The 25480-nt window shown below is 58.4% G+C and carries 22 protein-coding genes; 13 read left to right on the top strand and 9 right to left on the bottom strand.

Translation table 11 applies throughout. From position 1 onward, the window contains the following. Positions 1-194: 194 nt before the first annotated feature. Positions 195-1664: an amino acid permease gene (locus KHQ24_RS20090; RefSeq protein ID WP_053810130.1), complete on the bottom strand. Its 1470-nt coding sequence runs from the start codon at positions 1662-1664 to the stop codon at positions 195-197. Positions 1665-1845: 181 nt separating this feature from the next. After that, on the bottom strand, positions 1846-2712 hold the full coding sequence (gene yieE, locus KHQ24_RS20085) for a DNA-binding transcriptional regulator YeiE (protein ID WP_211777432.1): 867 nt from the start codon (positions 2710-2712) through the stop codon (positions 1846-1848). Between the two features lie 265 nt (positions 2713-2977). Here yieE and KHQ24_RS20080 point away from each other — a divergent pair, with 265 nt between their 5' ends. Then, positions 2978-4027 carry a YeiH family protein gene (locus KHQ24_RS20080; RefSeq protein ID WP_004201639.1) on the top strand — a complete coding sequence of 350 codons (1050 nt, stop codon included), beginning with the start codon at positions 2978-2980 and terminating at the stop codon, positions 4025-4027. 71 nt (positions 4028-4098) lie between these two features. Beyond that, positions 4099-4953 carry a deoxyribonuclease IV gene (gene nfo, locus KHQ24_RS20075; protein WP_023318749.1) on the top strand — a complete coding sequence of 285 codons (855 nt, stop codon included), beginning with the start codon at positions 4099-4101 and terminating at the stop codon, positions 4951-4953. 53 nt (positions 4954-5006) lie between these two features. Here the strand turns inward: nfo and fruA are convergent, their stop codons facing one another. Genes fruA through fruB form a run of 3 tightly spaced genes read right to left on the bottom strand, consistent with a single transcriptional unit; the run spans position 5007 to position 8787 of the window. Then, the gene (fruA, locus tag KHQ24_RS20070; protein ID WP_004201641.1) at positions 5007-6701 is read right to left on the bottom strand and encodes a PTS fructose transporter subunit IIBC; all 1695 of its coding nucleotides are present in this window, start codon (positions 6699-6701) and stop codon (positions 5007-5009) included. 16 nt (positions 6702-6717) lie between these two features. After that, positions 6718-7656: a 1-phosphofructokinase gene (fruK, locus tag KHQ24_RS20065; protein ID WP_002912941.1), complete on the bottom strand. Its 939-nt coding sequence runs from the start codon at positions 7654-7656 to the stop codon at positions 6718-6720. Further along, positions 7657-8787 carry a fused PTS fructose transporter subunit IIA/HPr protein gene (gene fruB / locus KHQ24_RS20060; RefSeq protein WP_004201642.1) on the bottom strand — a complete coding sequence of 377 codons (1131 nt, stop codon included), beginning with the start codon at positions 8785-8787 and terminating at the stop codon, positions 7657-7659. A 336-nt stretch (positions 8788-9123) separates the two neighbouring features. On the opposite strand from fruB, the gene setB reads away from it, so the two are divergent. Next, positions 9124-10305, top strand: a complete 1182-nt coding sequence (gene setB, locus KHQ24_RS20055; RefSeq protein WP_048325162.1) for a sugar efflux transporter SetB — start codon at positions 9124-9126, stop codon at positions 10303-10305. A gap of 34 nt (positions 10306-10339) precedes the next feature. Here setB and KHQ24_RS20050 read toward each other — a convergent pair whose 3' ends face one another. Together KHQ24_RS20050 and KHQ24_RS20045 are read right to left on the bottom strand one after the other, a co-directional pair. Further along, positions 10340-11476, bottom strand: coding sequence for an HlyD family secretion protein (locus KHQ24_RS20050; RefSeq protein ID WP_211777431.1), 1137 nt, complete (start codon positions 11474-11476; stop codon positions 10340-10342). Position 11477: 1 nt separating this feature from the next. Beyond that, complete coding sequence (locus KHQ24_RS20045) at positions 11478-11822, bottom strand: DUF3302 domain-containing protein (protein ID WP_017899321.1); 345 nt, start codon at positions 11820-11822, stop codon at positions 11478-11480. Between the two features lie 213 nt (positions 11823-12035). Between KHQ24_RS20045 and KHQ24_RS20040 the strand changes: the two genes are divergently transcribed. After that, positions 12036-12968: a LysR family transcriptional regulator gene (locus KHQ24_RS20040; protein WP_017899320.1), complete on the top strand. Its 933-nt coding sequence runs from the start codon at positions 12036-12038 to the stop codon at positions 12966-12968. A 2-nt stretch (positions 12969-12970) separates the two neighbouring features. On the opposite strand, the gene KHQ24_RS20035 is transcribed toward KHQ24_RS20040, so the two are convergent. Next, entirely contained in the window at positions 12971-13225 is a 255-nt protein-coding gene (locus KHQ24_RS20035; RefSeq protein ID WP_004201647.1) for a YkgJ family cysteine cluster protein, read from the bottom strand. Positions 13226-13372: 147 nt separating this feature from the next. Between KHQ24_RS20035 and yeiP the strand changes: the two genes are divergently transcribed. Next, on the top strand, positions 13373-13945 hold the full coding sequence (gene yeiP, locus KHQ24_RS20030; RefSeq protein WP_002912951.1) for an elongation factor P-like protein YeiP: 573 nt from the start codon (positions 13373-13375) through the stop codon (positions 13943-13945). A 70-nt stretch (positions 13946-14015) separates the two neighbouring features. On the opposite strand, the gene uxuA is transcribed toward yeiP, so the two are convergent. Next, complete coding sequence (uxuA, locus tag KHQ24_RS20025; RefSeq protein WP_211777430.1) at positions 14016-15206, bottom strand: mannonate dehydratase; 1191 nt, start codon at positions 15204-15206, stop codon at positions 14016-14018. Between the two features lie 207 nt (positions 15207-15413). On the opposite strand from uxuA, the gene KHQ24_RS20020 reads away from it, so the two are divergent. The 8 genes from KHQ24_RS20020 (at position 15414) to KHQ24_RS19985 (ending at position 25479) form a co-directional block, all read left to right on the top strand. Next, complete coding sequence (locus tag KHQ24_RS20020) at positions 15414-16880, top strand: mannitol dehydrogenase family protein (RefSeq protein WP_114505946.1); 1467 nt, start codon at positions 15414-15416, stop codon at positions 16878-16880. A 120-nt stretch (positions 16881-17000) separates the two neighbouring features. Further along, positions 17001-17978: a CobW family GTP-binding protein gene (locus tag KHQ24_RS20015; RefSeq protein WP_017899317.1), complete on the top strand. Its 978-nt coding sequence runs from the start codon at positions 17001-17003 to the stop codon at positions 17976-17978. Positions 17979-18015: 37 nt separating this feature from the next. Continuing rightward, a complete protein-coding gene (locus KHQ24_RS20010) occupies positions 18016-18729 on the top strand; it encodes a phosphatase PAP2 family protein (RefSeq protein WP_017899316.1) in 714 nt (237 codons plus the stop codon). A 427-nt stretch (positions 18730-19156) separates the two neighbouring features. Continuing rightward, complete coding sequence (gene mepS, locus KHQ24_RS20005; RefSeq protein ID WP_004201653.1) at positions 19157-19726, top strand: bifunctional murein DD-endopeptidase/murein LD-carboxypeptidase; 570 nt, start codon at positions 19157-19159, stop codon at positions 19724-19726. 187 nt (positions 19727-19913) lie between these two features. Beyond that, positions 19914-21476, top strand: a complete 1563-nt coding sequence (locus KHQ24_RS20000) for a cyclic di-GMP phosphodiesterase (protein WP_205426245.1) — start codon at positions 19914-19916, stop codon at positions 21474-21476. Between the two features lie 68 nt (positions 21477-21544). Then, a complete protein-coding gene (locus KHQ24_RS19995) occupies positions 21545-23350 on the top strand; it encodes an extracellular solute-binding protein (protein WP_049004213.1) in 1806 nt (601 codons plus the stop codon). Between the two features lie 9 nt (positions 23351-23359). Then, positions 23360-24454, top strand: coding sequence for a microcin C ABC transporter permease YejB (locus KHQ24_RS19990; RefSeq protein ID WP_048295218.1), 1095 nt, complete (start codon positions 23360-23362; stop codon positions 24452-24454). After that, positions 24454-25479, top strand: a complete 1026-nt coding sequence (locus KHQ24_RS19985) for a microcin C ABC transporter permease (protein ID WP_017899313.1) — start codon at positions 24454-24456, stop codon at positions 25477-25479. The genes KHQ24_RS19990 and KHQ24_RS19985 overlap by 1 nt, the downstream gene beginning before the upstream one ends. Position 25480 lies beyond the last annotated feature (1 nt).

Genomic DNA, 25480 nt, shown 5'->3' with positions numbered 1-25480 from the left:
TGTGGCTGGTCGCCCGATGTCAGTCTGTACACATGGCAGAGACGGGGGAGTGGCTTCATCCGTAATGGTCGGAAATGATAAAGATAATGATTTCTATTATCAATATAATTATGAAGAATTGTGTCAGGCTGTAACTGCGCGGACATAAAAAAAGCCCTCTGTATCAGAGGGCTTATGCTGTATCACCGCCGGGATTAACGCTTAAAGCGGTCCGGGAAGGTCATATCGCTGTAACGAACGAAGCGGGTGCCTTTGGCCAGTTTGTAGCCAAACCAGATGACGAGGAACAGCGGAATACCGATGTAGGTCGCCGCCACACCGCCCCAGTCAATGGTGTCCTTGAGGAACGCTTCATAGTTCTGTCCCAGGGTGATGATGAGGCACAGCACGAAGGCGAAGATCGGCCCCAGCGGGAAGAACCCGGAACGATATGGCAGGTTATGGAGATCGTTACCCTGCAGGACGTAGCCGCGACGGAAACGGTAGTGGCTGATGGCAATCCCCAGCCAGGCGATAAAGCCCGTCATCCCGGAGGTGTTCAGCAGCCACAGGTACACCGTCTGGTTACCGAACATTGAAGTCAGGAAGCACAGCGCCGCGATAACGGTGGTCGCGTACAGGGCGTTGCGCGGCACGCCGCCACGCGACAGCTTCGAGAAGATGCGCGGCGCTTTGCCGTCGCAGGCCAGGGTATACAGCATACGCGTAGAGGCGTACATCCCCGAGTTACCCGCCGACAGAACGGCCGTCAGGATAACGGCGTTCATGATCGCCGCCGCCGACAGCAGACCGGCGTGCTGGAAGACCAGCGTGAACGGGCTGACGGAGATATCTTTAACGTCGTTGCGCAGCAGGCTCGGATCGGTATATGGAATGATCAGGCTGATAATCAGGATCGCGAAGACGTAAAACAGCAGGATACGCCAGAAGACCTGGCGCACCGCGCGCGGAATGTTCTTCTCCGGGTTCTCAGACTCACCGGCGGCAATACCGATAAGCTCGGTGCCCTGGAAGGAGAAGCCGACAATCATCGCCACGCCGATCATCGCCGAGAAGCCGCCGGCAAACGGCGCATCCGCGATCCCCCAGTTGCTCCAGCCGGCAGGCTGCGCCCCTTTGAAGATGCCGACAATCATCATCACGCCGACGATGATAAAGATAATGACGGTGGCCACTTTGATCAGCGAGAACCAGTATTCCGCCTCGCCAAAGCCGCGCACCGAGATCCAGTTCAGCAGGAACATAATGCCGAGGAACAAGGCGCTCCAAATCCAGCCCGGGGTGTCAGGGAACCAGTAGCTCATCACCAGCTGCGAGGCCACCAGATCAACGGCGATCGTTACCGCCCAGTTGTACCAGTAGTTCCAGCCCAGCGCGAAGCCAAAGCCCTCTTCAACATAATTCTGCCCGTAGGTGGCGAAGGAACCGGACACCGGCATAAACGCCGCCAGTTCGCCCAGGCTGGTCATCAGGAAATAGACCATCAGACCGATCAGAATATAAGACAGCAGCGCCCCGCCGGGACCTGCTTGCGAAATCGTTGCGCCAGAGGCAACAAAAAGACCCGTACCGATGGAACCGCCGATGGCGATCATGGTCAAGTGGCGCGCCTTCAGTTCACGACGTAGCGTGGGCGCTTCTGTGGTTTTAGTTTCCGAAACCATGTGATAATGCTATCCATCCAAAAAATGAGGCGCGATTGTAGCAGACGATCGGGGTTCCATCCGGTACAAATGCAAAGTTATAAGAGAGCTTCATGATCGACCGCAAATTATTAGTAAAGCACTAACCTGCGGAATTGCCAGCAAATTCCCCCCACCATTATCAGGCGATAAAGCCGGATCGCTACACCTGGCAATACTGCAGAAAACGTTGTAATGCTTTGGAAATATGCTTCTGCCGGTGGTGGATCCGCCATAGCGTGCGCGTCAGCCGGGGCAGCGGCACTTTCAGCTCCGCCAGCGTGCCGGAGGCCAGCTGTTCGGCAATCACCCGCCGCGATAAGCAGCTGATCCCCAGCCCATGGCGTACCGCGTGTTTGATCGCCTCCGAGTTGCCGAGCTCCATCCCCAGATGAAACGCCGGCAGATGCGACAGCAGAACGTAATCGACAATCTCCCGGGTGCCGGATCCATGCTCGCGCAGGATCCACGGCGCCTCGGCCAGTTGCTGCAGGGTCACCTCCCCCGCCAGCAGCGGCGAGTCAGGCGCGGCAAACACCACCAGCTCATCTTCCAGCCACGGCTCGGCAATAATATCGGCGGCATGACACGGCCCCTCGATCAGACCGAAATCCACCCGCAGGTCGGCAACGGCGTTGATCACGTCCAGGCTGTTGCCCACGCTCAGCTCAACCGGCAGATCCGGGAAGTCATGGCGATAGCGGGCAATGATCTCCGGCATAATATAGTTGCCGATGGTGCTGCTGGCGAAGACCCGAATCGCCCCGTTGTCGCCGCGAAACAGCTGCTCGATCTCCAGGGCCCGCTCCAGCAGCGCCAGGGCGCGCGGATAGAGCAGCCGTCCATGCTCATTGACCACCAGCCGCTTGCCGACGCGGTCGAACAGCTGTACGCCGAGCTGCCCTTCCAGATCGGTCAGCGCGGCGCTGACCGCAGATTGCGAAAGCGCCAGCATCTGTGACGCCTGAATGGTCGACCCACTCTTGTGGACTTCGGCGAACACTTCCAGCTGCCGCAGCGTAATATGCATAACCCACCCGTTGAGTAATCCAGTCTGAATAACCTTTCTTACTATGGTGACACAAATCGAGGCGGCTGATGGAAGGAAAATCCCCTTACGTCACAAAATCATCGTCTTGCTGACAAGAACAGCTCGCCTCCGCGCCTCACTCCCCTGCCCCATTGTCACCGGCGAAGCGGTCATTAACCACTTATTACGATTGATTATAAACATATAATCAATTTTATATTTAATCCCGCGCGGCGTAACCTTTAGGCAGACAAAGGAGAAGGTTATGACAGCACTCACTTTACCCACCAAACATCGTTCCCTGTGGCATTTTGTCCCAGGCCTGGCGCTGACCGCCGCCCTGACCGGCGCCGCCCTGTGGGCCGGTAGCTTTCCGGCCATCGCCGGGGCGGGCTTCAGCGCCCTGACCCTCGCTATCCTGTTCGGGATGGTCGTCGGTAACACGGTCTATCCGAAAATCTGGCAACCCTGCGACGGCGGGGTGATCTTCGCCAAACAGCATCTGCTGCGCCTGGGGATCATCCTCTACGGCTTCCGCCTGACGTTCGCCCAGATTGCCGACGTCGGCGTGAGCGGTATTTTGATTGACGTTCTGACGCTCTCCAGCACCTTTTTCATCGCCTGCTTCCTGGGCCAGAAAGTGTTTGGGCTCGATAAGCACACCAGCTGGCTGATCGGCGCCGGCAGCAGCATCTGCGGCGCTGCAGCTGTGCTCGCCAGCGAGCCGGTGGTCAAAGCCGAAGCCAGTAAAGTGACCGTCGCCGTCGCCACGGTGGTGATCTTCGGTACCATCGCCATCTTCCTCTACCCGGCGATGTACCCGCTGCTGGCGCACTGGTTTACCCCGGAGACCTACGGGATCTATATGGGTTCCACCATGCATGAAGTGGCGCAGGTCGTCGCCGCCGGCCATGCGGTCAGCCCGGATGCGGAGAATGCCGCGGTTATCGCTAAAATGCTGCGCGTGATGATGCTGGCCCCGTTCCTGCTGTTCCTGGCGGCGCGTGTTAAACAGCTGACCCCGGCGGGTAACGGCGAGAAAAGCAAAATCACCATTCCGTGGTTTGCCATTATGTTCATCCTGGTGGCAGTGTTTAACTCCTTCCATCTGCTGCCGAAAGCGGTCGTGGATATGCTGGTGACGCTGGATACCGTCCTGCTGGCGATGGCCATGGCCGCTCTTGGGGTGACCACTCACGTCAGCGCGCTGAAAAAAGCCGGGGCGAAACCGCTGCTGATGGCGCTGATGCTGTTCGTCTGGTTGATTGTCGGCGGCGGGGCCATTAACGTCGCGATCCACAGCCTGATGGCATAAAGCACTACATCTTTCTCCAGTTAAGCCGCTATCATTACCCACCCCCCAGCGGCTTTAACTGGAGTTTTTTTATGAAATACGTAGGAGCGCACGTGAGCGCTTCAGGTGGACTGGCCAATGCCGCCATTCGCGCCGCCGAAATCGAAGCAACCGCCTTCGCCCTCTTCACCAAAAACCAGCGCCAGTGGCGCGCCGCGCCGCTCAGCGACGAGACCATCGCCGAATTCAAAGCCGCCTGTGAAAAGTATCACTTTGGCCCCGGGCAGATCCTGCCGCACGACAGCTACCTGATTAACCTCGGCCATCCGGTGGAAGAAGCGCTGGAAAAATCCCGTGATGCCTTCATCGATGAGATGACCCGCTGCCAGCAGCTGGGGCTGACGCTGCTCAACTTCCACCCCGGCAGCCATCTGCAGCAGATCCCGGAGGAGGAGTGCCTGGCGCGCATCGCCGAATCGATCAATATCGCGCTGGCCAAGACCGAAGGCGTCACCGCCGTGATCGAAAACACCGCCGGCCAGGGCAGCAACCTCGGCTTTAAGTTCGAGCATCTCGCGGCCATCATCGATGGCGTGGAAGATAAAACCCGTGTCGGCGTCTGCATCGATACCTGCCACGCCTTCGCCGCCGGCTACGACCTGCGGAGCGCCGAAGCCTGCGAGAAGACCTTTGCCGACTTCGAGCGTATCGTCGGCTTTCAGTATCTGCGCGGCATGCACCTCAACGATGCCAAGAGCGCCTTTGGCAGCCGGGTTGACCGTCACCATAGTCTGGGGGAAGGCAACATCGGCCACGACTGCTTCAGCTGGATCATGCAGGACAGCCGCTTCGACGGTATTCCGCTGATTCTGGAAACCATCAACCCGGATATCTGGGCGGAAGAGATAGCCTGGCTGCGGGCGCAGCAGATCGCCGAAGTGGCGTAAACAGAGACATAAAAAAAGGGCCGAACTGTCGGCCCTTTTTTATTGCGGAGAGATTATGCCGCTTTTTCGACTTCCGCTACCTGCGCTTCCGGGCGTTTCAGCACCGCGTAGGAGAGGCCCGCCACCAGCGTCCCGGCGACAATCGCCAGCAGGTAGCCCAGCACTGGCGTAATCGCCCCCGGGATCAGCAGAACAAACAGCCCGCCGTGCGGCGCCATCAGTTTTGCGCCAATTGCCATCGAGATAGCGCCGGTTACCGCGCCGCCGACGATACAGCAAGGCAGCACGCGCATCGGGTCACGGGCGGCAAAAGGAATCGCCCCTTCAGAGATAAAGCACAGGCCAAGAACCAGCGCGGCTTTGCCCCCTTCCCGCTGCCCTTTGTCAAACTTATTGCGGGCAACCAGCGTCGCGACACCCATCGCCAGCGGAGGCACCATACCGGCCGCCATGATCGCCGCCATCGGCGCGTAAGTCTGGGTACTCAGCAGGCCAACGCCGAAGGCATAGGCCGCTTTGTTCACCGGGCCGCCCATGTCGGTACACATCATCGCGCCGAGGATCGCGCCCAGCAGAACCGCGTTGGCGGTGCCCATGGTTTGCAGCCAGTGGGTCAGCCAGGCAAGGATACCGGCGACCGGTTTACCGATCAGGTAGATCATCGCCAGGCCCACGATCAGGCTGGAAACCAGCGGAATGATCAGGATTGGCTTCAGCGCTTCCATACTCTGCGGCAGTTTCAGCTTAGTGCTGATGGCTTTCGCCACGTAACCGGCAAGGAAACCGGCGATGATCCCGCCGATAAAGCCGGAGCCGCCGCTGACCGCCAGCATACCGCCGATAAGACCCGGGGTCAGACCCGGACGGTCGGCAATAGAGAAGGCGATAAAGCCCGCCAGCACCGGCACCATCAGCGCGAAGGCCGAGCCGCCGCCGATTTGCATCAGCGCCGCCGCAAGAGTGTCTTTTACTTCAAACGCTTTGATCCCGAAGGCAAAGGAGAGCGCGATACACAGGCCGCCCGCCACCACCATCGGCAGCATGTAGGAGACGCCGGTCAGCAGGTGGCGGTAGGCGCCCGCCGACTCTTTTTTACCTTCGCCAGCAGCCTGAGGTTTCCCGGAAGGCTGGTACGGTTTGGCTTCCACCACCGCTTTGTCCAGCTCCTGGGCGGTTTTCTTCAGCGCCAGACCGGTGGTAGTGCGATACATCGGCTTGCCGGCGAATTTCGCCAGGTCGACTTCGATATCAGCGGCGACGATCACCAGATCCGCCTCGGCCACCTCTTCCGGGGTGATAGCATTGCCCGCGCCGACGGAGCCGCGAGTTTCCACTTTCACCCACCATCCGCGTTTTTTCGCTTCGGTTTCAATGGCTTCAGCGGCCATAAAGGTATGGGCGACGCCGGTCGGACAGGCGGTGACCGCGACAATACGTTTCGGTCCGCTGGTGGCCGCCGGGACTGCCGCGGCGGCAGGCGCCGCGTACGGCGTCGCATGGCCCTTGGCTTCGCTCAGGAACAGCTCCGGGTGCGCCACGGCGCGATTAATATCGCCGAGGAAAACCTGTTTGCCGTTCAGCGCGCTGTCAGTGGGCAGCGCCGACCCGAGAACAATCACCAGTTCGGCGTCGTTGGGGTTATCAATCAGTTCAAGGTGCGCTTTTGGCGCGGCGGCGCCCAGCAGGGTTTTCGCCATATAGGCGCGCGCCTGTCCGAGTCCGGCATCAATAATCAGCAGCGTTTTCATTATGCCTCTCCTGCTGTCAATTAAAGGGTTGTAAGTCGACGCGCGCCATCATCGCGGCCAACTGGGTACGGTCGGTGATCCCTACATTGCTCTGGCTGACGGCCAGGGCAGCGACAGCGGTCGCCAGGCGCAGGGTATGTTCGCTGGATTCACGCATCAGCAGGCCGTAAATCAGGCCGCCGACCATCGAATCGCCGGCGCCAACGGTGCTGACCACTTCGACTGAAGGCGGCTTGGCAATCCACTCGCCGGAGGCGTTCACCCACAGCGCGCCCTCTTCGCCCAGGGAAATCACTACGTGAGCGATCCCCTGCTCGCGCAGCGCATGGGCGGCGTCGATAACGTCTTTCATCTCCGGCAGCTTACGGCCAGCCCAGATTTCCAGCTCGCGACGGTTCGGTTTCACCAGCCACGGCGCCGCTTTCAGTCCGGCAACCAGCGCTTCGCGGCTGCTGTCGAAAATGATGCACGGGCACTGGCTGCGCAAACGGGTCATCCAGTCGGTAAAGGCCTCCGGGCTGACGCCGGACGGCAGACTGCCGCTGACGCAGACCATATCGAACTGCCCGAGCCAGCTCAGGGAGTCGTTGACGAAGCGTTCCCAGTCGCCCGGGGTCACTTCGAAGCCGGAGAAGTTGAAATCGGTCACTTCGCCATCTTTTTCCGTCAGCTTAACGTTGATGCGGGTCCGGCCCTGCACCACCTGGAAACGGTTGGCGATCCCCAGCTCGCTGAACAGCTGCTGAAAGCCATCCTGGTTGTCTTTCCCCAGGAAGCCGCCGACGGTGACGTCAATGCCAAGATCTTTCAGCACTTTCGCCACGTTGATGCCTTTCCCGGCGGCGTGCAGGCCGGTGGTACGCACCAGGTTCACTTCACCGCGCTCGATCTCCGGGGTGAAGCCCACCAGATCGTACGCCGGGTTTAAAGTAATGGTTGCTACACGTCTGCTCATTTATGCGCCCTCCCCAAGGCCTGCGGCGATCGCTTCGCCAATCGCATCCAGCGCTTGTTGCGCATCTTCACCCTGCGCGGTAAAGCGCAGACGGTGACCTTTTTTCACACCCAGCGCCACGACCTTCATCAGGCTACGACCGTTGGCCGGCTTGCCGGAACCGTCGAGGTTAGTGACGGTGACGTCGCTGGAAAATTGTTTAATGGTGTTGACCAGCATGGTGCCCGGACGGGCATGCAGGCCATGCTCATTGCGCACCACAAATTCGGCGCTCAGCACATCTTCGGCAATCGCGTCGTCGCTGGTCAGCAGCGCCAGCACGGTGGCGGCGTCGGCTTTCAGCAGATGGTCAGCTTTCTTGTCCAGCAGCAGCTTGCTCAGGCGGTTCAGCACCGCGGTTGGCTGCTCGTCGGTCATCGCCACCGTGACCAGCAGGGAAACCGGCTGATCGTCGCGGGTGAAGGCGGTGGCGGCGCGGCTGACCGCCACGGCGCTGCGCAGATTGCCTTCAGCGCTGTCGTTCAGCCAGATGCCCTGACCGAGGTTCAGCGGCGTATCGTTAATGACGTGGCTAACGAAGGCGGAATCCACCGCGCCTGCTTCTTTCAGACGCGCGGCGTTCAGCGCCTGCAGGGTCAGCAGATCGCTGGCCGCGACGTCGAGACTGAGGGTCTCGTTGTCCAGCTTCAGCGCTTCGCTCTGTTTCTCTCCCATCAGCAGCGCACGCAGCTCTTCCGCGGTGGTGGCGGACTGCAGCTGGGCGGCGACGGCGTCATCGCTCAGCACGTGGGTCAGCTGACGCAGCAGGCCGAGGTGTTCATCTGAGCTGGCGGCAATCCCGATCGCCACATAGGCGGTCTGCCCTTCGCCCCAGGTGACGCCCTGCGGGAACTGAAACACCTGAACGCCGGTCTTCAGCACCTGATCACGCGTATCCGTCGTGCCGTGCGGGATCGCGATCCCGTTGCCGAGGAAGGTCGAGGTCTGCTGCTCGCGGGCCAGCATGCCGTTCACGTAGCCATCGGCCACGTTGCCGGCGCTGACCAGCGCGGCGGCGACCTGCCGGATGGCCTCTTCTTTATTACCGGCCTGCTGGCCGGGATGAATATCCTGCACAGATAACTGGAACATGGTTCTCCTCTCCTGCTGAATTGAATCGTTTCAGCTAACTTGAGAAAAAAGGCGCCATCTGACGGTGAACGATATGTCGAATGACGCTGAAACGTTTCAAGAATTTTGTACCTTTCTTGCTCAATGCGCAAGGTACGTCAGCGACTTGATTGCAGAACTTAGAGGTACTGCACACTTTTGCTGAAGCCCTGGCGCCTGGCTGGGGTAAGCGTCAGCTTTTTGCTGAACCTTGTATTTTGAAACGCCTTTTTAATTATTCGTGCCATACTACTGTTTATTTTCAGCCAGCAGGCGTAAACTCCGCGCCGTCTCCTGAAACTACAGAAAACCAAACACATGGAAAACCGAAGCGCCGCCCTTCCCCGACGCGGATTCGATGTCACCTCTTCCGCCTTCCTGATCGTCGCCTTTCTGACGGGCATTGCCGGGGCGTTGCAGACGCCGACCCTGAGCCTGTTTCTGACCAATGAAGTACACGTCCGCCCGGCGATGGTGGGTTTCTTTTTTACCGGCAGCGCCGTCATAGGCATTCTGGTCAGCCAGTTCCTCGCCGGACGTTCTGACCGTCAGGGCGACCGCAAGCAGCTGATTGTCGTCTGCTGCCTGCTGGGAGTGCTGGCCTGCGTGCTGTTTGCCTGGAACCGGAACTACTTCATTTTGCTGTTCGTCGGCGTCTTCCTCAGCAGCTTTGGTTCGACCGCCAACCCACAGATGTTCGCCCTCGCGCGCGAGCATGCCGACAAAACCGGCCGCGAAGCGGTAATGTTCAGCTCCATTTTGCGCGCCCAGGTTTCCCTGGCATGGGTGATTGGTCCCCCGCTGGCCTATGCGCTGGCGATGGGGTTTGGCTTTACCGCGATGTACCTCAGCGCCGCGGCGGCGTTTATCGTCTGCGGGATAATGGTCTGGCTGTTCTTGCCCAGCATGCGCAAAGCGAAGGCGGTGGCGACCGGCCGGCTGGAGGCCCCGCGCACGCACCGCCGCGATGCGCTGTTGCTGTTCAGCATCTGCACGCTGATGTGGGGCACGAACAGCCTGTACATCATTAATATGCCGCTGTTTATCATTAACGAGCTGCATCTGCCGGAGAAGCTGGCCGGCCTGATGATGGGTACCGCCGCCGGGCTGGAAATCCCCACCATGCTGATTGCCGGTTACTATGCCCGGCGCTTCGGTAAACGCTTTCTGATGCGCCTCTCCGCGGTGGCTGGGGTGCTGTTTTATGTGGGCATGCTGACGGTACATACGCCGGGGCTGCTGCTGGCGATGCAGGTGCTGAACGCCATCTATATTGGGATCCTCGCCGGGATTGGCATGCTTTATTTCCAGGATTTGATGCCCGGGCAGGCAGGCGCTGCCACCACCCTCTACACCAATACCACCCGCGTCGGTTGGATCATCGCCGGCTCACTGGCGGGCGTGGTGGCAGAGATCTGGAGCTATCATGCGGTGTTCTGGATTGCGCTGGTCATGGGGATCGCCACGCAGGCCTGCCTGTGGCGGATCAGGGACGTCTAGATAAGGTTGCCCGGCCGGAGCCGGGCAATGGGGATTAATGATCCAGATAGAGATAATGCAGCCAGCTGGTCATGCGCAGCAGCACTTTGCGCATAATCGACACATGGGCAAAATAATCGGTATACACCGCCGCCTGGGCGCTGACCCCGTCCGGTAAATGTTCCACTTCCGGATGGGGATCGAGGTCGATCAGCACGTAAATGCCCTCTTTCCCTGCCCCGGCGTTCAGCCCTTGCAGCGCGCCGCTGGCCTGGTAGCTGCCGTCCGGGACGGTCGGCAACACCCGTGATACCTTACCGCTGTAGACGCTGCCTGGCAGACCGTTAAACACCACCTCCGCGCTATCCCCGGCCGTCAGACGCAGGACCGAATTCTGGCGGAATACCGCCACCACCTGGCGCTTTTGCTGGGGAATAAACACCAGCACCGGCTTGAAGGGCAGACGCACCGCGGTCATCCCCGGCCGCGCCAGAAGCTGGGTGACGTAGCCGTCGCTCGGCGCGCGAATCACGGTTTGCGCCAGATTATACTCCGCTTCAAGGATCTGCGATTTCAGGCTGGCAATATTGGCATCCAGCCCGTGGTAGCGTCCGGATACCTGCTCTCGGGCGTTTTGTAATTGCGCTTTCGCCGCCTGCAGTACCGCCGACTGGCTCTGCACCTGCTGCCTGGCATGAGTCACATCCTGTTCCGAAAAAGGATTCACCGGCATGGCCGCTCCCTGGGCATAGCGCTGGTAGTCGCGGGTGACCCGGTCGTACTCCGCCTGCGCCTGCTGTACTCTGGCGCTGGCATCGTCAATGGTTGCCTGCTTCGCCCGCAGCGTGGCCTCCTCGGCCGCCAGATCGGCTTTCAGCTTGTTCAGCCGTGCGCGGTAGCGGGTATCGTCGATGCGAAACAGCAGTTCGCCCTTCTTCATTAACACATTGGTTTTACTGGTCACCTCCACCACCTCGCCTGATACCTGCGGCACCATCGGAATGGAGACGACAATTTTTTGCGCTCGCATCGTATAGGGGTGGTTATAGTTCATCGTTAATATTAGTGCACCGACGATCACTATTCCGCCTAATATAGCGGTGGGGATCGTCCATTTATTTACTGGAATGCGAAATATTTTAAACACGCCCCAGGCAATGGCGACATAGCAAAGGATAATTAACAGATCCATATTATTTCTCGCTATTCTCCACCGACGCCTGCTGGCTGTTTTTTAATGCCGCTTCAAGTAACGCAATGCGTTTCTCCAGCTCCGCTCGCTGCTGATGTCCTTCGGTCTGTGAGGCCATCCCCCAGCCACGATCAGGCCGGTACAACGTGGCCCAGATCCACAGAAAAGGCCAGATAGCATGCAGGGTAAACAGGCTTATCCAGCCTGCTACATGAATCGCGTCCTGATGGGGATGCTGGCGTTTTTGCGCGATGTGATAGGGAATATCGTGGATAATAATAACTCCATAAAACAATATGAGAAATACCAGTATTAATACAAACAAAGCAAAATAATTAAGCAGCATGGTGCATATACACTCAGTAAGCCAGCGGGAAGATCGTTATTTTTAATCACGTCGAGAACCACAAAAGAAGCAATAAAACGCACAGATTTCCTTAAATAAACGACTGTTCAACGCAAAGGCCATCATACGTTCAGCGGATCAATAAATCACATGGCAATTCAGCCAAACTGGTATATCATTTTTGATATACTATTAATATCAGGCAGCGATAAGATGTTGAAAGACTTTAAAATGGACGAGCTGAGGATCCTCTGCGCCATCGCCGAAACCGCCAGCGTAAGCCGGGCAGCCCAGCGCCTGAATATGCCCCAGTCTAACGTCTCACGGACGCTGACCAGCGTGGAGCGGAAAGTCGGTCTGGCTATTTTTCTGCGCACCGCCAGGGAACTGGTGCGTACCGAGTTCGGCGAGCAGTTTATTCACGCCAGCAGCGCCGTTCTTGCGCAGCATGAGCAGCTTATCAACCTCGCCGACCGTTATAAGAACACACTGCAGGGCGTTGTCACCCTTGGAGCGCCCATCGGCATCCACCAGTTTCTCGGGCGCTATATTCTGCCAGCGCTAAGAAAAACGCTGCCGGAGCTGCAGATCAATCTGGTCACCCGCAACGCCAGCGAGCGGGAACAGAAATACGGCGCCATTTTCAATAGCGACTGCGATCTGCTGATAAGCCCCTTTAAGCCACAGAATGAAAACCTCATCGCCCGCCCGTTTACCCGCTTTCGTACCGGCGTCTTCGCCTCCCCGGATTACCTCGCGCAACACCCTATCGCCGAACCGGAGGCGCTGGTGGATCATGAGTGCATCACCCTGCGTATGCTGGGCGGTAGCGACAATATCTGGACCTTCAAAAGCAAAAACGGCAAACCGCTTAATCTCACGGTAAAGGGGGGATTCGTGTGCGATAACACGCTGCCGGCGGTGGAGCTGGCGAAGCTGGGGATGGGGATCGTTTATGCGCCCTACTATTCACTCGCCACCGAGCTGGCGGCAGGACAGTTGGTTCCCTGTCTGAAAAAGGAGCGCTGTATCGATCTGCAGGCCTGGCTTATCTACCAGCGACGGGACATTCTTCCGCTGCGCGTCCAGGCGCTGCTGGACGGCCTCAGCGTCCATATCAAAAACCTGTCTCATTTGCTGCTTTAAGCTCAGGGCGCGGTGGCCAGCTCAAGCGCCAGCAGCCAGGTAATGGCTTCATCACGATGAGTCAAGCACATCTCCGGCGAGGGCTGCAGGCTGGCGCACACCTTCGGGCGCAGTGGGGAACCGAAAATGAGGCACAGATTGTGCTCGGAGAGCTGAATACAGCGAGTGTTGGCCGGCTTGCCCTGCGGCATGCCGGGGATCGGCGATGATATAGAGGGGGCGATGCAACATGCGCCACAATCAGTACGACATTCCACAACCCAGCTCCCGAACGCTCATTTTGCGCCACAGCCTAAACGTTTTGCCAGAAGATAGCAAAACTCGCGAATTCCACTTGCCTGAACGCCCGGGCGCGAGTAGTTTTACGCGATATTTTTGACTCGTTAAGTGACAGGATTACTGCAATGCCAAGAGCGAATGAAATTAAAAAAGGTATGGTGCTGAATTACAACGGCAAGCTGCTGATTGTGAAAAATATCGATATTCAGTCACCCAGCGCCCGCGGTGCTGCGACACTGTATAAAATGCGCTTCTCCGATGTGCGTACCGGCCTGAAAGTAGAAGAGCGCTTCAAAGGCGACGATATCGTCGATACCGTGACCCTGACCCGCCGTTTCGTTGACTTCTCTTATGTCGATGGCAACGAATACGTGTTCATGGATAAAGAAGACTACACCCCTTACACCTTCACAAAAGAGCAGATCGAAGAAGAGCTGCAGTTTATTCCGGAAGGCGGCATGCCGGATATGCAGGTGCTGACCTGGGATGGGCAACTGCTGGCGCTTGAGCTGCCGCAGACCGTGGACCTGGAAATTATCGAAACCGCGCCGGGGATTAAAGGGGCATCCGCCAGCTCCCGCACCAAGCCCGCCACCATGAGCACTGGCCTGGTGATTCAGGTGCCGGAATACCTGACCACCGGTGAGAAAATCCGCATTCATATCGAAGAGTGCCGCTATATGGGCCGCGCGGATTAATCTTCCGTGACGAGTTGACATAAAAAAGGACAGCCGCTGGCTGTCCTTTTTATTATCCCCATTGCCGCGATTACAGCAGTTCAGGGTATTTGGTCATCTTCAGCGCCAGCTCCACGCCGCGTACTTCCGCCATCCCCTTGAGACGGCCAATCGCCGAATAGCCTGGGTTGGTTTTCTTCCGCAGATCGTCGAGCATCTGATGACCATGATCCGGACGGAAGGGGATCGGGCGCAGATCGCCGGCCTGCTTACGCCGCTGCTCTTCACGCAGAATCGCATCCACCACCGCCACCATATTAACGTCGCCGCTAAGGTGCGCCGCCTCGTGGAAGGTTTTCGGGTTCGCTTCACGGCAGGTGGAGCGCAGATGGGTAAAGTGAATGCGATCGCCAAAGGTCTCCACCATCTTTACCAGATCGTTATCGGCGCGGACGCCATAGGATCCGGTGCACATGGTAAAGCCATTATTAATGCTGTCTACTGTCTCTTTCAGCCACTGCATATCTTCAATGGTCGAGACGATACGCGGCAGGCCAAGGATCGGCCGCGGCGGATCGTCCGGATGCACAGCCAGACGGATCCCCACCTCTTCGCACACCGGCACGATGGCCCGCAGGAAATAGGCCATATTTTCGCGCAGCTGCGCTTTATCGATGTGGTCATATTCCGCCAGACGCGCGCGGAACTGGTCGAGGGTGTAACCCTCTTCCGCCCCCGGCAGGCCGGCGATGATATTGCGGGTCAGTTTCTCAATGTCCGCTTCGCTCATCGCCTTGTAATACGCCTCGGCCTGGCGCTGCTCTTCTTCGCTGTAATCCGCTTCCGCCCCCGGGCGTTTGAGGATATGCAGTTCAAAGGCGGCGAAGGCGATCTGATCGAAACGCAGCGCCCGGGAGCCGTCCGGCAGCTCATATTCCAGATCGGTGCGCGTCCAGTCGAGGATCGGCATAAAGTTGTAGCATACGGTATCGATGCCGCAGGCCGCGAGGTTGCGGATGCTCTGCTGATAGTTGGCAATCCAGGTCGCATACTGCCCGCTGTGGGTTTTAATATCCTCGTGCACCGGAATGCTTTCGACCACCGACCAGGTCAGCCCTTTCGCCGCTAACAGCGCCTGACGCGCTTTAATCTCGTCGATCGGCCAGACCTGACCGTTTGCAATATGGTGCAGCGCAGTGACGACCCCGGTCGCCCCTGCCTGCCGTACATCATCAAGCGATACCGGATCGTTCGGCCCATACCACCGCCAGGTTTGCTCCATCGCTATGCCCTCACAAAAGTTGTTATACCAATAATGGCGACACTCATGACGACTACCATACATGTTTCTCAGCAGGCTGCAAACAGTGCCGGCGCATTGATTGATCCAGCTCACAGTCAGCGGATAATTTCGGCTTACCAATTTAATTTCCTGTCATATAACTTTAGACTGGTAATGTTAATAAGCAGTTAAACAGGTGTGTAAAGAATGACAACAATTGCAACCGCTACGCTACCGGAAAACGTGCAACGTCCTCAGTACGATCGCAGCCAGCTCCGCTCGCGTATTGTCCATTTCGGCTTTGGCGCGTTTCATCGCGCGCACCAGGCGCTGCTGACCGATCGCGTGCTGAATAACTTCGGCGGCGACTGGGGGATCTGCGAAATCAGTCTGTTCAGCGGCGATACGCTGATGAGCCAGCTTCGCGAACAGGACCACCTGTTTACCGTACTGGAAAAAGGCGCCGACGGTGATCAGCCCATTATTATCGGCGCAGTGCACGAATGCCTGAACGCCAGGCTCGATTCGCTGGCGGCAATTATCGAGAAATTTTGCGAGCCGCAGGTGGCGATTGTCTCGCTGACCATCACGGAAAAAGGCTATTGCATCGATCCGGCGACCGGCAAGCTGGATCCGACGCATCCGCGCATCGTTCACGATCTGGAAAATCCGACGCTCCCGCAGTCGGCTCCCGGTATTTTAGTTGAAGCGCTGGCCCGCCGCCGGGAACGCGGCCTGCCGCCCTTTACCGTGCTCTCCTGCGATAACATTCCCGATAACGGCCACGTGGTGAAAAATGCCGTCCTCGGCATGGCGGAAAAACGCAGTCCGGCGCTGGCGAGCTGGATCGCCGACAACGTTAGCTTCCCGGGCACCATGGTGGATCGCATTGTTCCCGCCGCCACCGCCGAATCGCTGGCGGAAATCGCCGCCGTGCTGGGGGTGGAAGATCCCTGCGCCATCAGCTGCGAACCCTTCATTCAGTGGGTAGTCGAAGACCACTTTGTCGCCGGGCGCCCCGCCTGGGAGACGGCAGGCGTGCAGATGACCGACGACGTGCTGCCCTGGGAGCAGATGAAGCTGCGGATGCTCAACGGCAGCCACTCTTTCCTCGCCTGGCTTGGCTATCTGGCAGGTCATGCGCACGTTAGCGACTGCATGCAGGATGAGGTCTTCCGCCGTGCCGCTCGCCAGCTGATGCTTGATGAACAGGCCCCGACGCTGACCATTACCGGCGTCGACCTGGCGGCCTATGCCGACAGCTTAATCGCGCGCTTCAGCAACCCGGCGCTCAAACACCGTACCTGGCAAATCGCCATGGACGGCAGCCAGAAGCTACCCCAGCGCATGCTCGACGGTATTCGCGTGCATCTTGAGCGCGGCAGCCGCTGGCCGCTGCTGGCCCTCGGCGTGGCCGGCTGGATGCGCTACGTCAGCGGCACGGATGATGCCGGTCAGACCATCGACGTGCGCGATCCGCTGGTAGACAAGATCCAGCAGCGGGTGGCGCAGAGCGATGAGCAGCAGCGTGTTGACGCCCTGCTGGGTCTGGAGGAAATATTTGGCCGCGACCTGCCGCGCAACGCCCTGTTTGTCGCCGGGATCCGCGCCGCCTGGCAGCAGCTGGCGATGCACGGCGCCCGCGAGGCAGTTGCCCGCGCGCTCGATTCTTAACAATATTTGCGCTTATGCGGACAGAATTCCCTTCTGTCCGCCTCAGGACTTCTCTTTTCCCTCTTTTTTCGTCAGGATAGGCATAACTGTTACAACATTACATTTATCCTGGAGAAAAGAGTGACCAGAACCAATTTGATCACCGGCTTTCTCGGCAGCGGTAAGACGACCTCGATTCTTCATCTGCTGGCGCAGAAGCCTGCGGATGAAAAATGGGCCGTACTGGTTAACGAGTTTGGCGAAGTCGGGATAGACGGCGCGCTGCTGGCCGACAGCGGCGCCCTGCTCAAAGAGATCCCCGGCGGCTGCATGTGCTGTGTCAATGGCCTGCCAATGCAGGTCGGGCTGAACACCCTGCTGCGCCAGGGGAAACCCGATCGTCTGTTGATCGAACCTACCGGACTTGGCCATCCAAAGCAGATCCTCGATATTCTCACCGCGGCGGTGTATGAACCCTGGATCGATCTGCGCGCGACCCTGTGCATCCTCGATCCGCGTCAGTTACTGGACGAGAAAGCGGTCAACAACGACAACTTTCGCGACCAGCTGGCGGCGGCGGATATCATCGTGGCCAATAAAAGCGATCGGGAAACGCCCGAAAGCGCTCAGGCGTTTGCCGACTGGTGGCAACGCTGGGGTGGCGAGCGCCGCCAGGTGTCGGCGATCCAGGGGAATATCGACCTCGCCCTGCTTGATGAACCCCGGCGCAACACCGCCTCACTGCCGGCGAGCGCGGAGCACGCCCATCGCCATCCTCCAACAGCCGGTCTCGCCGCCCTTAGCCTGGCGGAACACCAGCGCTGGCGCCGCCACCTTAACAGCGGCCAGGGCTATCAGGCCTGCGGTTGGATCTTCGACGCGGAAACGGTCTTTGACACCATCGCCCTGCTGGAGTGGGCCCGGCTGGCGCCGGTGGCGCGCGTCAAAGGTGTGCTGCGCATTGCCGAAGGGGCGGTGCGGATCAACCGCCAGGGTGAGGATCTGCATATCGAGACCCTCAGCGTCGCCCCGCCCGATAGCCGCATCGAGCTTATCTCCGCTAATGAAGCCGACTGGAATGCGCTCCAGACCTCATTGTTGAGGCTTCGTTTAAGTTAAGGCGGCTAAGGTTGCCGCCGACTGTCACAAAATCGCAATGGCTATGATGAAAAACCGAATTCCTTTAATCTTGCTGCTAAACATCGCGGGTGTGGCGCTATTTTGCTCCTGGTATCTGCCAGCCAACCACGGCGCGTGGGCGCCTGTTGACTCCGCGATCTTCCATTTCTTTAACCATGGCGTCAGCGTCAGCCGCGCTTACGCCTGGCTGCTGGCGATCATCAACAATCGCGCCTTCGACGCCTGCTCGCTGCTGGCGATGGGGTGCCTGATGCTTAGCTACTGGCTCAAGGCGCCGGCGGCAGGCCGTCGTCAGATCGCCATTATGGGCCTGGTGATGCTGCTGGCGGCGGTGATCATCAACCAGCTGGCGCAGCACCTGATGCCGGTTCAGCGCGCCAGCCCGTCGCTGTTTTTCAGCGATGTGACCCGCGTCAGCGACGTCGTTAACTTCCCCACTAAGGATGCTTCCAAGGACAGCTTCCCCGGCGATCATGGGATGATGCTGCTGATCTTCGCGAGCTTTATGTGGCGCTATTTTGGTCGCCGCGCGCTGGCCGTGGCGCTGGTAATATTTGTGGTCTTTGCTTTCCCGCGGGTGATGATTGGCGCCCACTGGTTCAGCGATATTGCCGTCGGCTCGCTGACCGCCGTGCTGATTGGCGCGCCCTGGGTATTGATGACTTCCCTGAGCGATAAACTGATCGCCTTTTTCGATCGCTACTTACCCGGTGGAATATCAGCCAAATAATGTCTCCGGCAGTCGCCAGACTCATTATCTATAAGGGGACCTTTTGGGTCCCTTTTTTTCAATTGTCCTTTTTTTCTACATCACGTTCATCTTCTTGTCACATTAATCCCGTGACAAATGAAGGAATTGTCTGTTTTTTGCCCGATATTGTCGCTATTTTGGCCTTTCCCGATGATTCACTTTTTGTCACCAAAATACTTATAAGAAATCGCGCAAAACCGCTCGCCATGCGGCGTTTGATAGGGTAATCTCGTTCTCGTTTTGCCTTTTCCGCAACATTAATTCAAGGCGTGAATAAAATTGTGCGTGACTGCACAAATTTAAGCTTAAGGAATTGTCTCATTGCGGATGGGTATTTAGGCTCTAACACGTTTGGCATTTTTTATAACGACATTGTCGTTAAGGACAACAAGGGAAAATAAACAGCATGGTCAAATCTCAGCCGATTTTGAGATACATCTTGCGGGTAGCCCCCGCGATTGCAGTAGCGGTTCTGCTTTCCGCGTGTAGTTCAACAAGTACCGCCAGGAATATGCATTCTGAGACGCATGCTGTGGGTAGTGGCGATTTATCATCACTGCAAGCCTCTCAGGATGAATTTGAAACGATGGTCCGTAACCTGGACGTGAAGTCCCGTTTAATGGATCAGTATGCCAGCTGGAAAGGCGTGCGTTACCGCCTCGGCGGCAGCACCCGCAAAGGTATCGACTGCTCGGCGTTCGTGCAGCGCACCTTCCGCGAACAATTTGGTCTGGAACTGCCGCGTTCAACTTCTGAACAGCAGGAAACCGGAAAATCGATTTCCCGTACCCAGCTGCGTACCGGCGATCTGGTTCTGTTCCGTGCCGGTTCTACCGGCCGCCATGTAGGGATCTACCTCGGCAACAACCAGTTTGTTCACGCCTCTACCAGCAGCGGGGTGACTATCTCCAGCATGGATGAGCCATACTGGAAAAAGCGCTACAACGAAGCGCGTCGAGTCCTGAGCCGCTCGTAAACTGTCCTCTACCGCCGCCGGTTATCCCTTGGCTGGAAGCGGGATAAAAAACACTGCCCCGGCAGTGTTTTTTTTTGCCACCTGATTCTGAACGACGCAAAATAAGCTATGTCTTTTAAGTGGGAATGAGAAAAACGACGACTGACAACCCGTTGCTGCGCATCAATAACACGGAAAGACTATAGCTATGCTGACTCGCTACTTTTCGCCCCAGCGTAAAACCTGGATAACCAGCTTGTGCGTGGGAGTTATCGTCGCGCTACTGGCCGGCAGCATTCAGTTTATGGTGATTTACCATAACCGGGCGGAGCGTTTCGACGCCATTATCAACAACGTTAATACCTATCTGAAGAGCTACTTTCACGACCTGCGGCAGACCATCGACGGCCTGCAGCCGCTGGTGGACCAGCCCTGCGAGAATATTGACTCCGGGCTCACCTCCCATGCCGCTTTCAGCCCTAACGTCCGCGCCTTTCTGCTGGTCAAAAACGGCGTGGCCTTTTGCTCCTCGGCAACCGGCGCCATGGATACCCCCCTCACCCAGCTGATCCCGGCCATTGATATCCGCAAACCCCTTGATATGGCCATTTTGCCGGGCACGCCGATGATGCCGAAGAGCGCGGCGCTGGCGTTGTGGGTAGGAAAACCTGGTGATAAAAACAGCGGCATTTTCGTGTCGATTAACGCCAATCTCACACCGTATATCCTCTATTCTGCACGGCAGAATGATTTCAGCGGCATTGCGCTGGCCATCGATCACACCGCCATCTCCACCTTCAGTAACCGGCTGGTGGATCCGCAAACGCTGCATGACGCGCCGATCCGCCAGACACAGATCGAGGGTTTACCGCTGAAGGTCTACCTGTATGCCAACAGCTGGCTGGCGGAAAATACGCAGTTTGCTCTGCTGCTCGGGGTGGTGTGCGGCCTGCTGGCGGGGCTGCTCTGCTATTACGTGCTGACGATCAAATCCGATCCGCGAAAATCCATTCTCCTGGGGATCAAAAACAACCAGTTCTACATCGTCTATCAGCCGGTGGTGAATGCTCAGACCTTGCGGATCATGGGCGTGGAGGTTCTGATGCGCTGGCGCCATCCGGTGGTGGGCGAAATCCCGCCTGACATCTTTATTAACCTCGCGGAAACCCAGCAGATGATCGTGCCGCTGACCGATCACCTGCTGGCGCTGATCGCCCGCGACGCGCCGGCGCTGCAGCGTATTCTGCCGCGCGGCGTCAAGCTGGGGCTGAATATTTCCCCTGCGCATCTGCAGGCCGACAGCTTCCGCGACGATATGCTGCGCTTCACCGCCGCCCTGCCCGCCGGCCATTTTCACGTGGTGCTGGAGGTGACCGAGCGGGCGATGATTGATAAAGAAAAATCGATGGCTAACTTCGCCTGGCTCCACCGCCAGGGATTCGAAATCGCGATTGATGATTTTGGCACCGGGCATAGCGCGCTGATCTATCTTGAGCGCTATAACTTCGACTATCTGAAGATCGATCGCGGCTTTGTGCAGGCGATTGGCACCGAAACTGTTACCTCGCCGGTGCTGGATGCGGTGCTGACCCTCAGCCGCCGGCTGAAATTAATGACCATCGCCGAAGGGGTGGAGACCCAGGAGCAGGCGGAGTGGCTCCGCGCTCAGGGGGTTCATTTCCTGCAGGGGTACTGGATCAGCCGGCCGCTGTCGCTGGCGGCGCTGATGGCCGCGCACGATGAACCCGCGAATTATTTCACAACGCGTTAAGTCTCACTTATGATGCGGGAACAGAAGTCGGCCACGGGGGCCGGCTATGACAGGGTATTCTGCCGCCTATGTATGCGCGACTTTTTCTGCTTCTGCTTGCTCTGTTTAGCCTGAGCGCTAACGCGCAATCCATTCAGGAAAGCGTCGCCTTCGCGATTATCGGCGAGCCCAAATACGCCGCCGGTTTCAGCCATTTTGATTATGTCAATCCACAGGCGCCGAAAGGCGGTACCCTCACCCTGGCGGCAATCGGCACCTTCGACAACTTCAACCGCTACGCGCTGCGCGGCAATCCCGCGGTACGAACTGAGGCGCTCTACGATCCCCTGTTCACCACTTCGGATGATGAGCCCGGGAGCTATTATCCGCTGATTGCCGAGCGGGCGCGCTACGCCGGGGACTATTCATGGATGGAGATCGCTCTCAACCCCCGCGCCCGTTTTCACGACGGCACGCCAATCACCGCCCAGGATGTCGCTTTTACCTTCAAGAAGTTTATGACCGAAGGGGTGCCGCAGTTCCGCCTCTTTTATAAAGGCACCACCGTGAAGGCCATCGCGCCGTTGACTGTGCGTATCGACCTCGGCCAGCCCGGTAAAGAGAATATGCTGAGCCTGCTGAGCCTACCGGTGATGCCCGAGGCGTTCTGGCGCCATCACAAACTTAGCGACCCGCTGTCAAAGCCGCCGCTGGCCAGCGGACCCTATCGCATCAGCGCCTGGCGGATGGGACAGTATATTACCTATTCCCGGGTCGCCGACTACTGGGCGGCCGACCTGCCGGTCAACCGCGGTCGCTGGAACTTCGATACGCTGCGCTATGACTATTATCTTGACGACAACGTCGCTTTTGAAGCCTTTAAAGCCGGGGCCGTTGACCGCCGGGAAGAGACAGTCGCCAAAAACTGGGCTACCCGCTACGTTGGCCGCAACTTCAGCCGCGGCTATATCATCAAAGAGGAGTATGCCAACACCTCGGCGCAGGATACCCAGTGGCTGGCGTTCAATATCCAGCGCCCGGTATTCGCCGATCGCCGGGTGCGGGAGGCCATTACCCTGGCGTTTGATTTTGAATGGATGAACAAAGCGCTGTTCTACAGCGCCTATCAGCGCGCCAATAGCTATTTCCAGAACACCGAATATGCCGCCCGCAGCCTGCCCGACGCGGCCGAACTGGCCCTGCTGACGCCGATGAAAAACGAACTGCCCCCCGAGCTCTTCAGCCAGGTTTACCAGCCGCCGGTCTCCCGCGGCGATGGCTTTGACCGCGCCAACTTACTCAAAGCCGACGCCCTGCTCAACGCGGCAGGCTGGACGGTGAAGAACCAGCGCCGGGTTAACGCCGCCACCGGTAAGCCGCTGCGCTTTGAGCTGCTGATGCCGGCCGGAAGCAATGACCGCTGGGTGCTGCCGTTCCAGCACAACCTGCAGCGCCTGGGGATCGTCATGGATATTCGTCAGGTGGATAACTCGCAGTACAGCAACCGCCGCCGCAGCCGCGATTACGACATGATGCCAAGCCTGTGGCGTGCCATGCCCTGGCCGGGGACCGACCTGCAAATCTCCTGGGCGTCAGACTATATTCACTCCAGCTACAACGCGCCGGGGGTGCAGAGTCCGGTGGTAGATAAACTGATTGCGCAGATCCTGCAGTGGCAGGGTAATAAGCAGAAGCTGATCCCGCTCGGCCGGGCGCTGGACCGCGTCCTTACCTGGAATCACTATATGTTGCCGATGTGGTATATGGCGCAGGACCGCACCGCGTGGTGGAATAAATTCTCGTTCCCGAAAACCCGCCCCATTTATTCGTCCGGCCTTGATACCTGGTGGTATGACGCGAACAAAGCGGCCACCCTCCCCGCGGACAGACGCTAAGGACATACCATGGGCAGTTACCTGATCCGCCGTTTGCTGTTAGTGATCCCCACCCTGTGGGCCATCATCACCATTAACTTTTTTATTGTGCAGATCGCCCCCGGCGGCCCGGTCGACCAGGCCATCGCCGCCATCGAATTTGGTCAGCACGGCGGAATGCCAGGCGCCGGCGACGGCGGGATGGGCGCCAGCCATGCCCGCACCGGCGCCGGCAATATCAGCGAGGGGCACTATCGCGGCGGGCGCGGCCTCGATCCGGAAGTCATCGCCGAGATCACCCACCGCTACGGCTTCGACAAACCGCTGCACGAGCGCTACCTGAAGATGCTGGGCGATTATCTGCGCTTTGATTTTGGCGACAGCCTGTTTCGCAGCGCCTCCGTGCTGCAGCTGATTAAAGACAGCCTGCCGGTCTCGGTGAGCCTCGGGCTGTGGAGCACGCTGATCATCTATCTGGTCTCCATTCCGCTGGGCATCCGCAAAGCCGTCAGCAACGGCAGCCGCTTTGACCTCTGGAGCAGTACGCTGATTATCATTGGCTATGCGATCCCCGCCTTTCTGTTCGCCATCCTGCTGATCGTGATTTTTGCCGGCGGCAGCTATTTCGACCTTTTCCCGCTGCGCGGTCTGGTCTCGCCAAACTTCGACACCCTGCCGTGGTATGAAAAGATCCTCGACTATCTGTGGCACATCACCCTGCCGGTGCTGGCGACGGTGATCGGCGGCTTCGCCGCCCTGACCATGCTGACCAAAAACAGCTTCCTCGACGAGATCCGCAAACAGTATGTGGTTACCGCCCGCGCCAAAGGCGTCGGGGAGAAACAGATCCTCTGGGGACACGTGTTCCGCAACGCCATGCTGCTGGTGATCGCTGGTTTCCCGGCCACCTTTATCAGTATGTTCTTTACCGGCTCGCTGCTGATCGAAGTGATGTTCTCGTTGAATGGTCTGGGGCTGCTGGGCTATGAAGCGACGGTCTCCCGCGACTATCCGGTGATGTTCGGGACGCTCTATATTTTCACCCTGATCGGCCTGCTGCTTAATATCGTCAGCGATATCAGCTATACGCTGGTCGACCCGCGTATTGATTTTGAGGGCCGCTAATGTCGTTCTTCAGTCCCGTTAATCAGGCCCGCTGGGCGCGCTTTCGCCACAACCGTCGCGGTTACTGGTCGCTGTGGCTGTTTTTAATTCTCTTCCTCTGCAGCCTGGGGGCTGAGCTGCTGGCCAACGATCGGCCGCTGCTGGTGCAGTACCGGGGCCAGCTGTACGTCCCGGTATTAAAAAACTACACCGAGCAGACCTTCGGCGGCGCATTCGCCACCGCCGCTGACTATCAGGATCCGTGGCTGCAGCACCAGCTGGCCAGCCACGGCTGGGCGCTTTGGCCGCCGGTGCGCTTCGGCGCGACGACGATCAATTTTGCCAGCACGGTTCCTTTTCCCTCGCCGCCCTCAGCCAGCAACTGGCTCGGCACCGACGCCAACGGCGGCGATGTGCTGGCGCGGATCCTCTATGGGACGCGCATCTCGGTACTCTTTGGCCTGCTGCTGACGCTGTTCTCTAGCGTGCTGGGGGTGCTGGCCGGGGCGATCCAGGGTTATTACGGCGGTAAAATCGACCTCTGGGGGCAGCGTTTTATCGAAGTCTGGTCCGGCATGCCGACGCTGTTTCTGATCATTCTGCTCTCCAGCGTGGTGCAGCCGGGCTTCTGGTGGCTGTTGGCGATCACCGTCCTGTTTGGCTGGATGACGCTGGTGGGCGTGGTGCGCGCTGAATTTCTCCGCACCCGCAACTACGACTACATCCGGGCGGCGCAGGCGTTAGGGGTCAGCGACCGGCAGATCATCCTGCGGCATATGCTGCCCAACGCGATGGTGGCGACCCTTACCTTCCTGCCTTTTATTCTCTGCAGCTCTATTACCACCCTGACGTCGCTGGATTTTCTCGGCTTCGGCCTGCCGCTTGGCTCGCCCTCACTCGGCGAGCTGCTCCTGCAGGGCAAAAACAACCTGCAGGCGCCCTGGCTGGGTATTGCCGCGTTTCTTTCCGTCGCCGTGCTGCTGACGCTGCTGATTTTCATCGGTGAAGCGGTTCGCGACGCCTTTGACCCCAGTAAGGCGGTGTAAT

Source organism: Klebsiella sp. 54 (assembly GCF_018223875.1).
Taxonomy (GTDB): Bacteria; Pseudomonadota; Gammaproteobacteria; order Enterobacterales; family Enterobacteriaceae; genus Klebsiella; species Klebsiella quasipneumoniae.
The sequence above is the reverse complement of the archived record's forward strand: the minus strand, read 5'-3'. Positions and strand labels throughout refer to the sequence as shown.

Bases quoted from the DNA above. Each gene is read 5' to 3' on its own strand.
- KHQ24_RS20090 (WP_053810130.1), bottom strand. From the start codon at position 1,664: ATGGTTTCGGAAACTAAAACCACAGAAGCGCCCACGCTACGTCGTGAA.
- yieE (WP_211777432.1), bottom strand. From the start codon at position 2,712: ATGCATATTACGCTGCGGCAGCTGGAAGTGTTCGCCGAAGTCCACAAG.
- KHQ24_RS20080 (WP_004201639.1), top strand. From the start codon at position 2,978: ATGACAGCACTCACTTTACCCACCAAACATCGTTCCCTGTGGCATTTT.
- nfo (WP_023318749.1), top strand. From the start codon at position 4,099: ATGAAATACGTAGGAGCGCACGTGAGCGCTTCAGGTGGACTGGCCAAT.
- fruA (WP_004201641.1), bottom strand. From the start codon at position 6,701: ATGAAAACGCTGCTGATTATTGATGCCGGACTCGGACAGGCGCGCGCC.
- fruK (WP_002912941.1), bottom strand. From the start codon at position 7,656: ATGAGCAGACGTGTAGCAACCATTACTTTAAACCCGGCGTACGATCTG.
- fruB (WP_004201642.1), bottom strand. From the start codon at position 8,787: ATGTTCCAGTTATCTGTGCAGGATATTCATCCCGGCCAGCAGGCCGGT.
- setB (WP_048325162.1), top strand. From the start codon at position 9,124: ATGGAAAACCGAAGCGCCGCCCTTCCCCGACGCGGATTCGATGTCACC.
- KHQ24_RS20050 (WP_211777431.1), bottom strand. From the start codon at position 11,476: ATGGATCTGTTAATTATCCTTTGCTATGTCGCCATTGCCTGGGGCGTG.
- KHQ24_RS20045 (WP_017899321.1), bottom strand. From the start codon at position 11,822: ATGCTGCTTAATTATTTTGCTTTGTTTGTATTAATACTGGTATTTCTC.
- KHQ24_RS20040 (WP_017899320.1), top strand. From the start codon at position 12,036: ATGTTGAAAGACTTTAAAATGGACGAGCTGAGGATCCTCTGCGCCATC.
- yeiP (WP_002912951.1), top strand. From the start codon at position 13,373: ATGCCAAGAGCGAATGAAATTAAAAAAGGTATGGTGCTGAATTACAAC.
- uxuA (WP_211777430.1), bottom strand. From the start codon at position 15,206: ATGGAGCAAACCTGGCGGTGGTATGGGCCGAACGATCCGGTATCGCTT.
- KHQ24_RS20020 (WP_114505946.1), top strand. From the start codon at position 15,414: ATGACAACAATTGCAACCGCTACGCTACCGGAAAACGTGCAACGTCCT.
- KHQ24_RS20010 (WP_017899316.1), top strand. From the start codon at position 18,016: ATGGCTATGATGAAAAACCGAATTCCTTTAATCTTGCTGCTAAACATC.
- mepS (WP_004201653.1), top strand. From the start codon at position 19,157: ATGGTCAAATCTCAGCCGATTTTGAGATACATCTTGCGGGTAGCCCCC.
- KHQ24_RS20000 (WP_205426245.1), top strand. From the start codon at position 19,914: ATGCTGACTCGCTACTTTTCGCCCCAGCGTAAAACCTGGATAACCAGC.
- KHQ24_RS19995 (WP_049004213.1), top strand. From the start codon at position 21,545: ATGTATGCGCGACTTTTTCTGCTTCTGCTTGCTCTGTTTAGCCTGAGC.
- KHQ24_RS19990 (WP_048295218.1), top strand. From the start codon at position 23,360: ATGGGCAGTTACCTGATCCGCCGTTTGCTGTTAGTGATCCCCACCCTG.
- KHQ24_RS19985 (WP_017899313.1), top strand. From the start codon at position 24,454: ATGTCGTTCTTCAGTCCCGTTAATCAGGCCCGCTGGGCGCGCTTTCGC.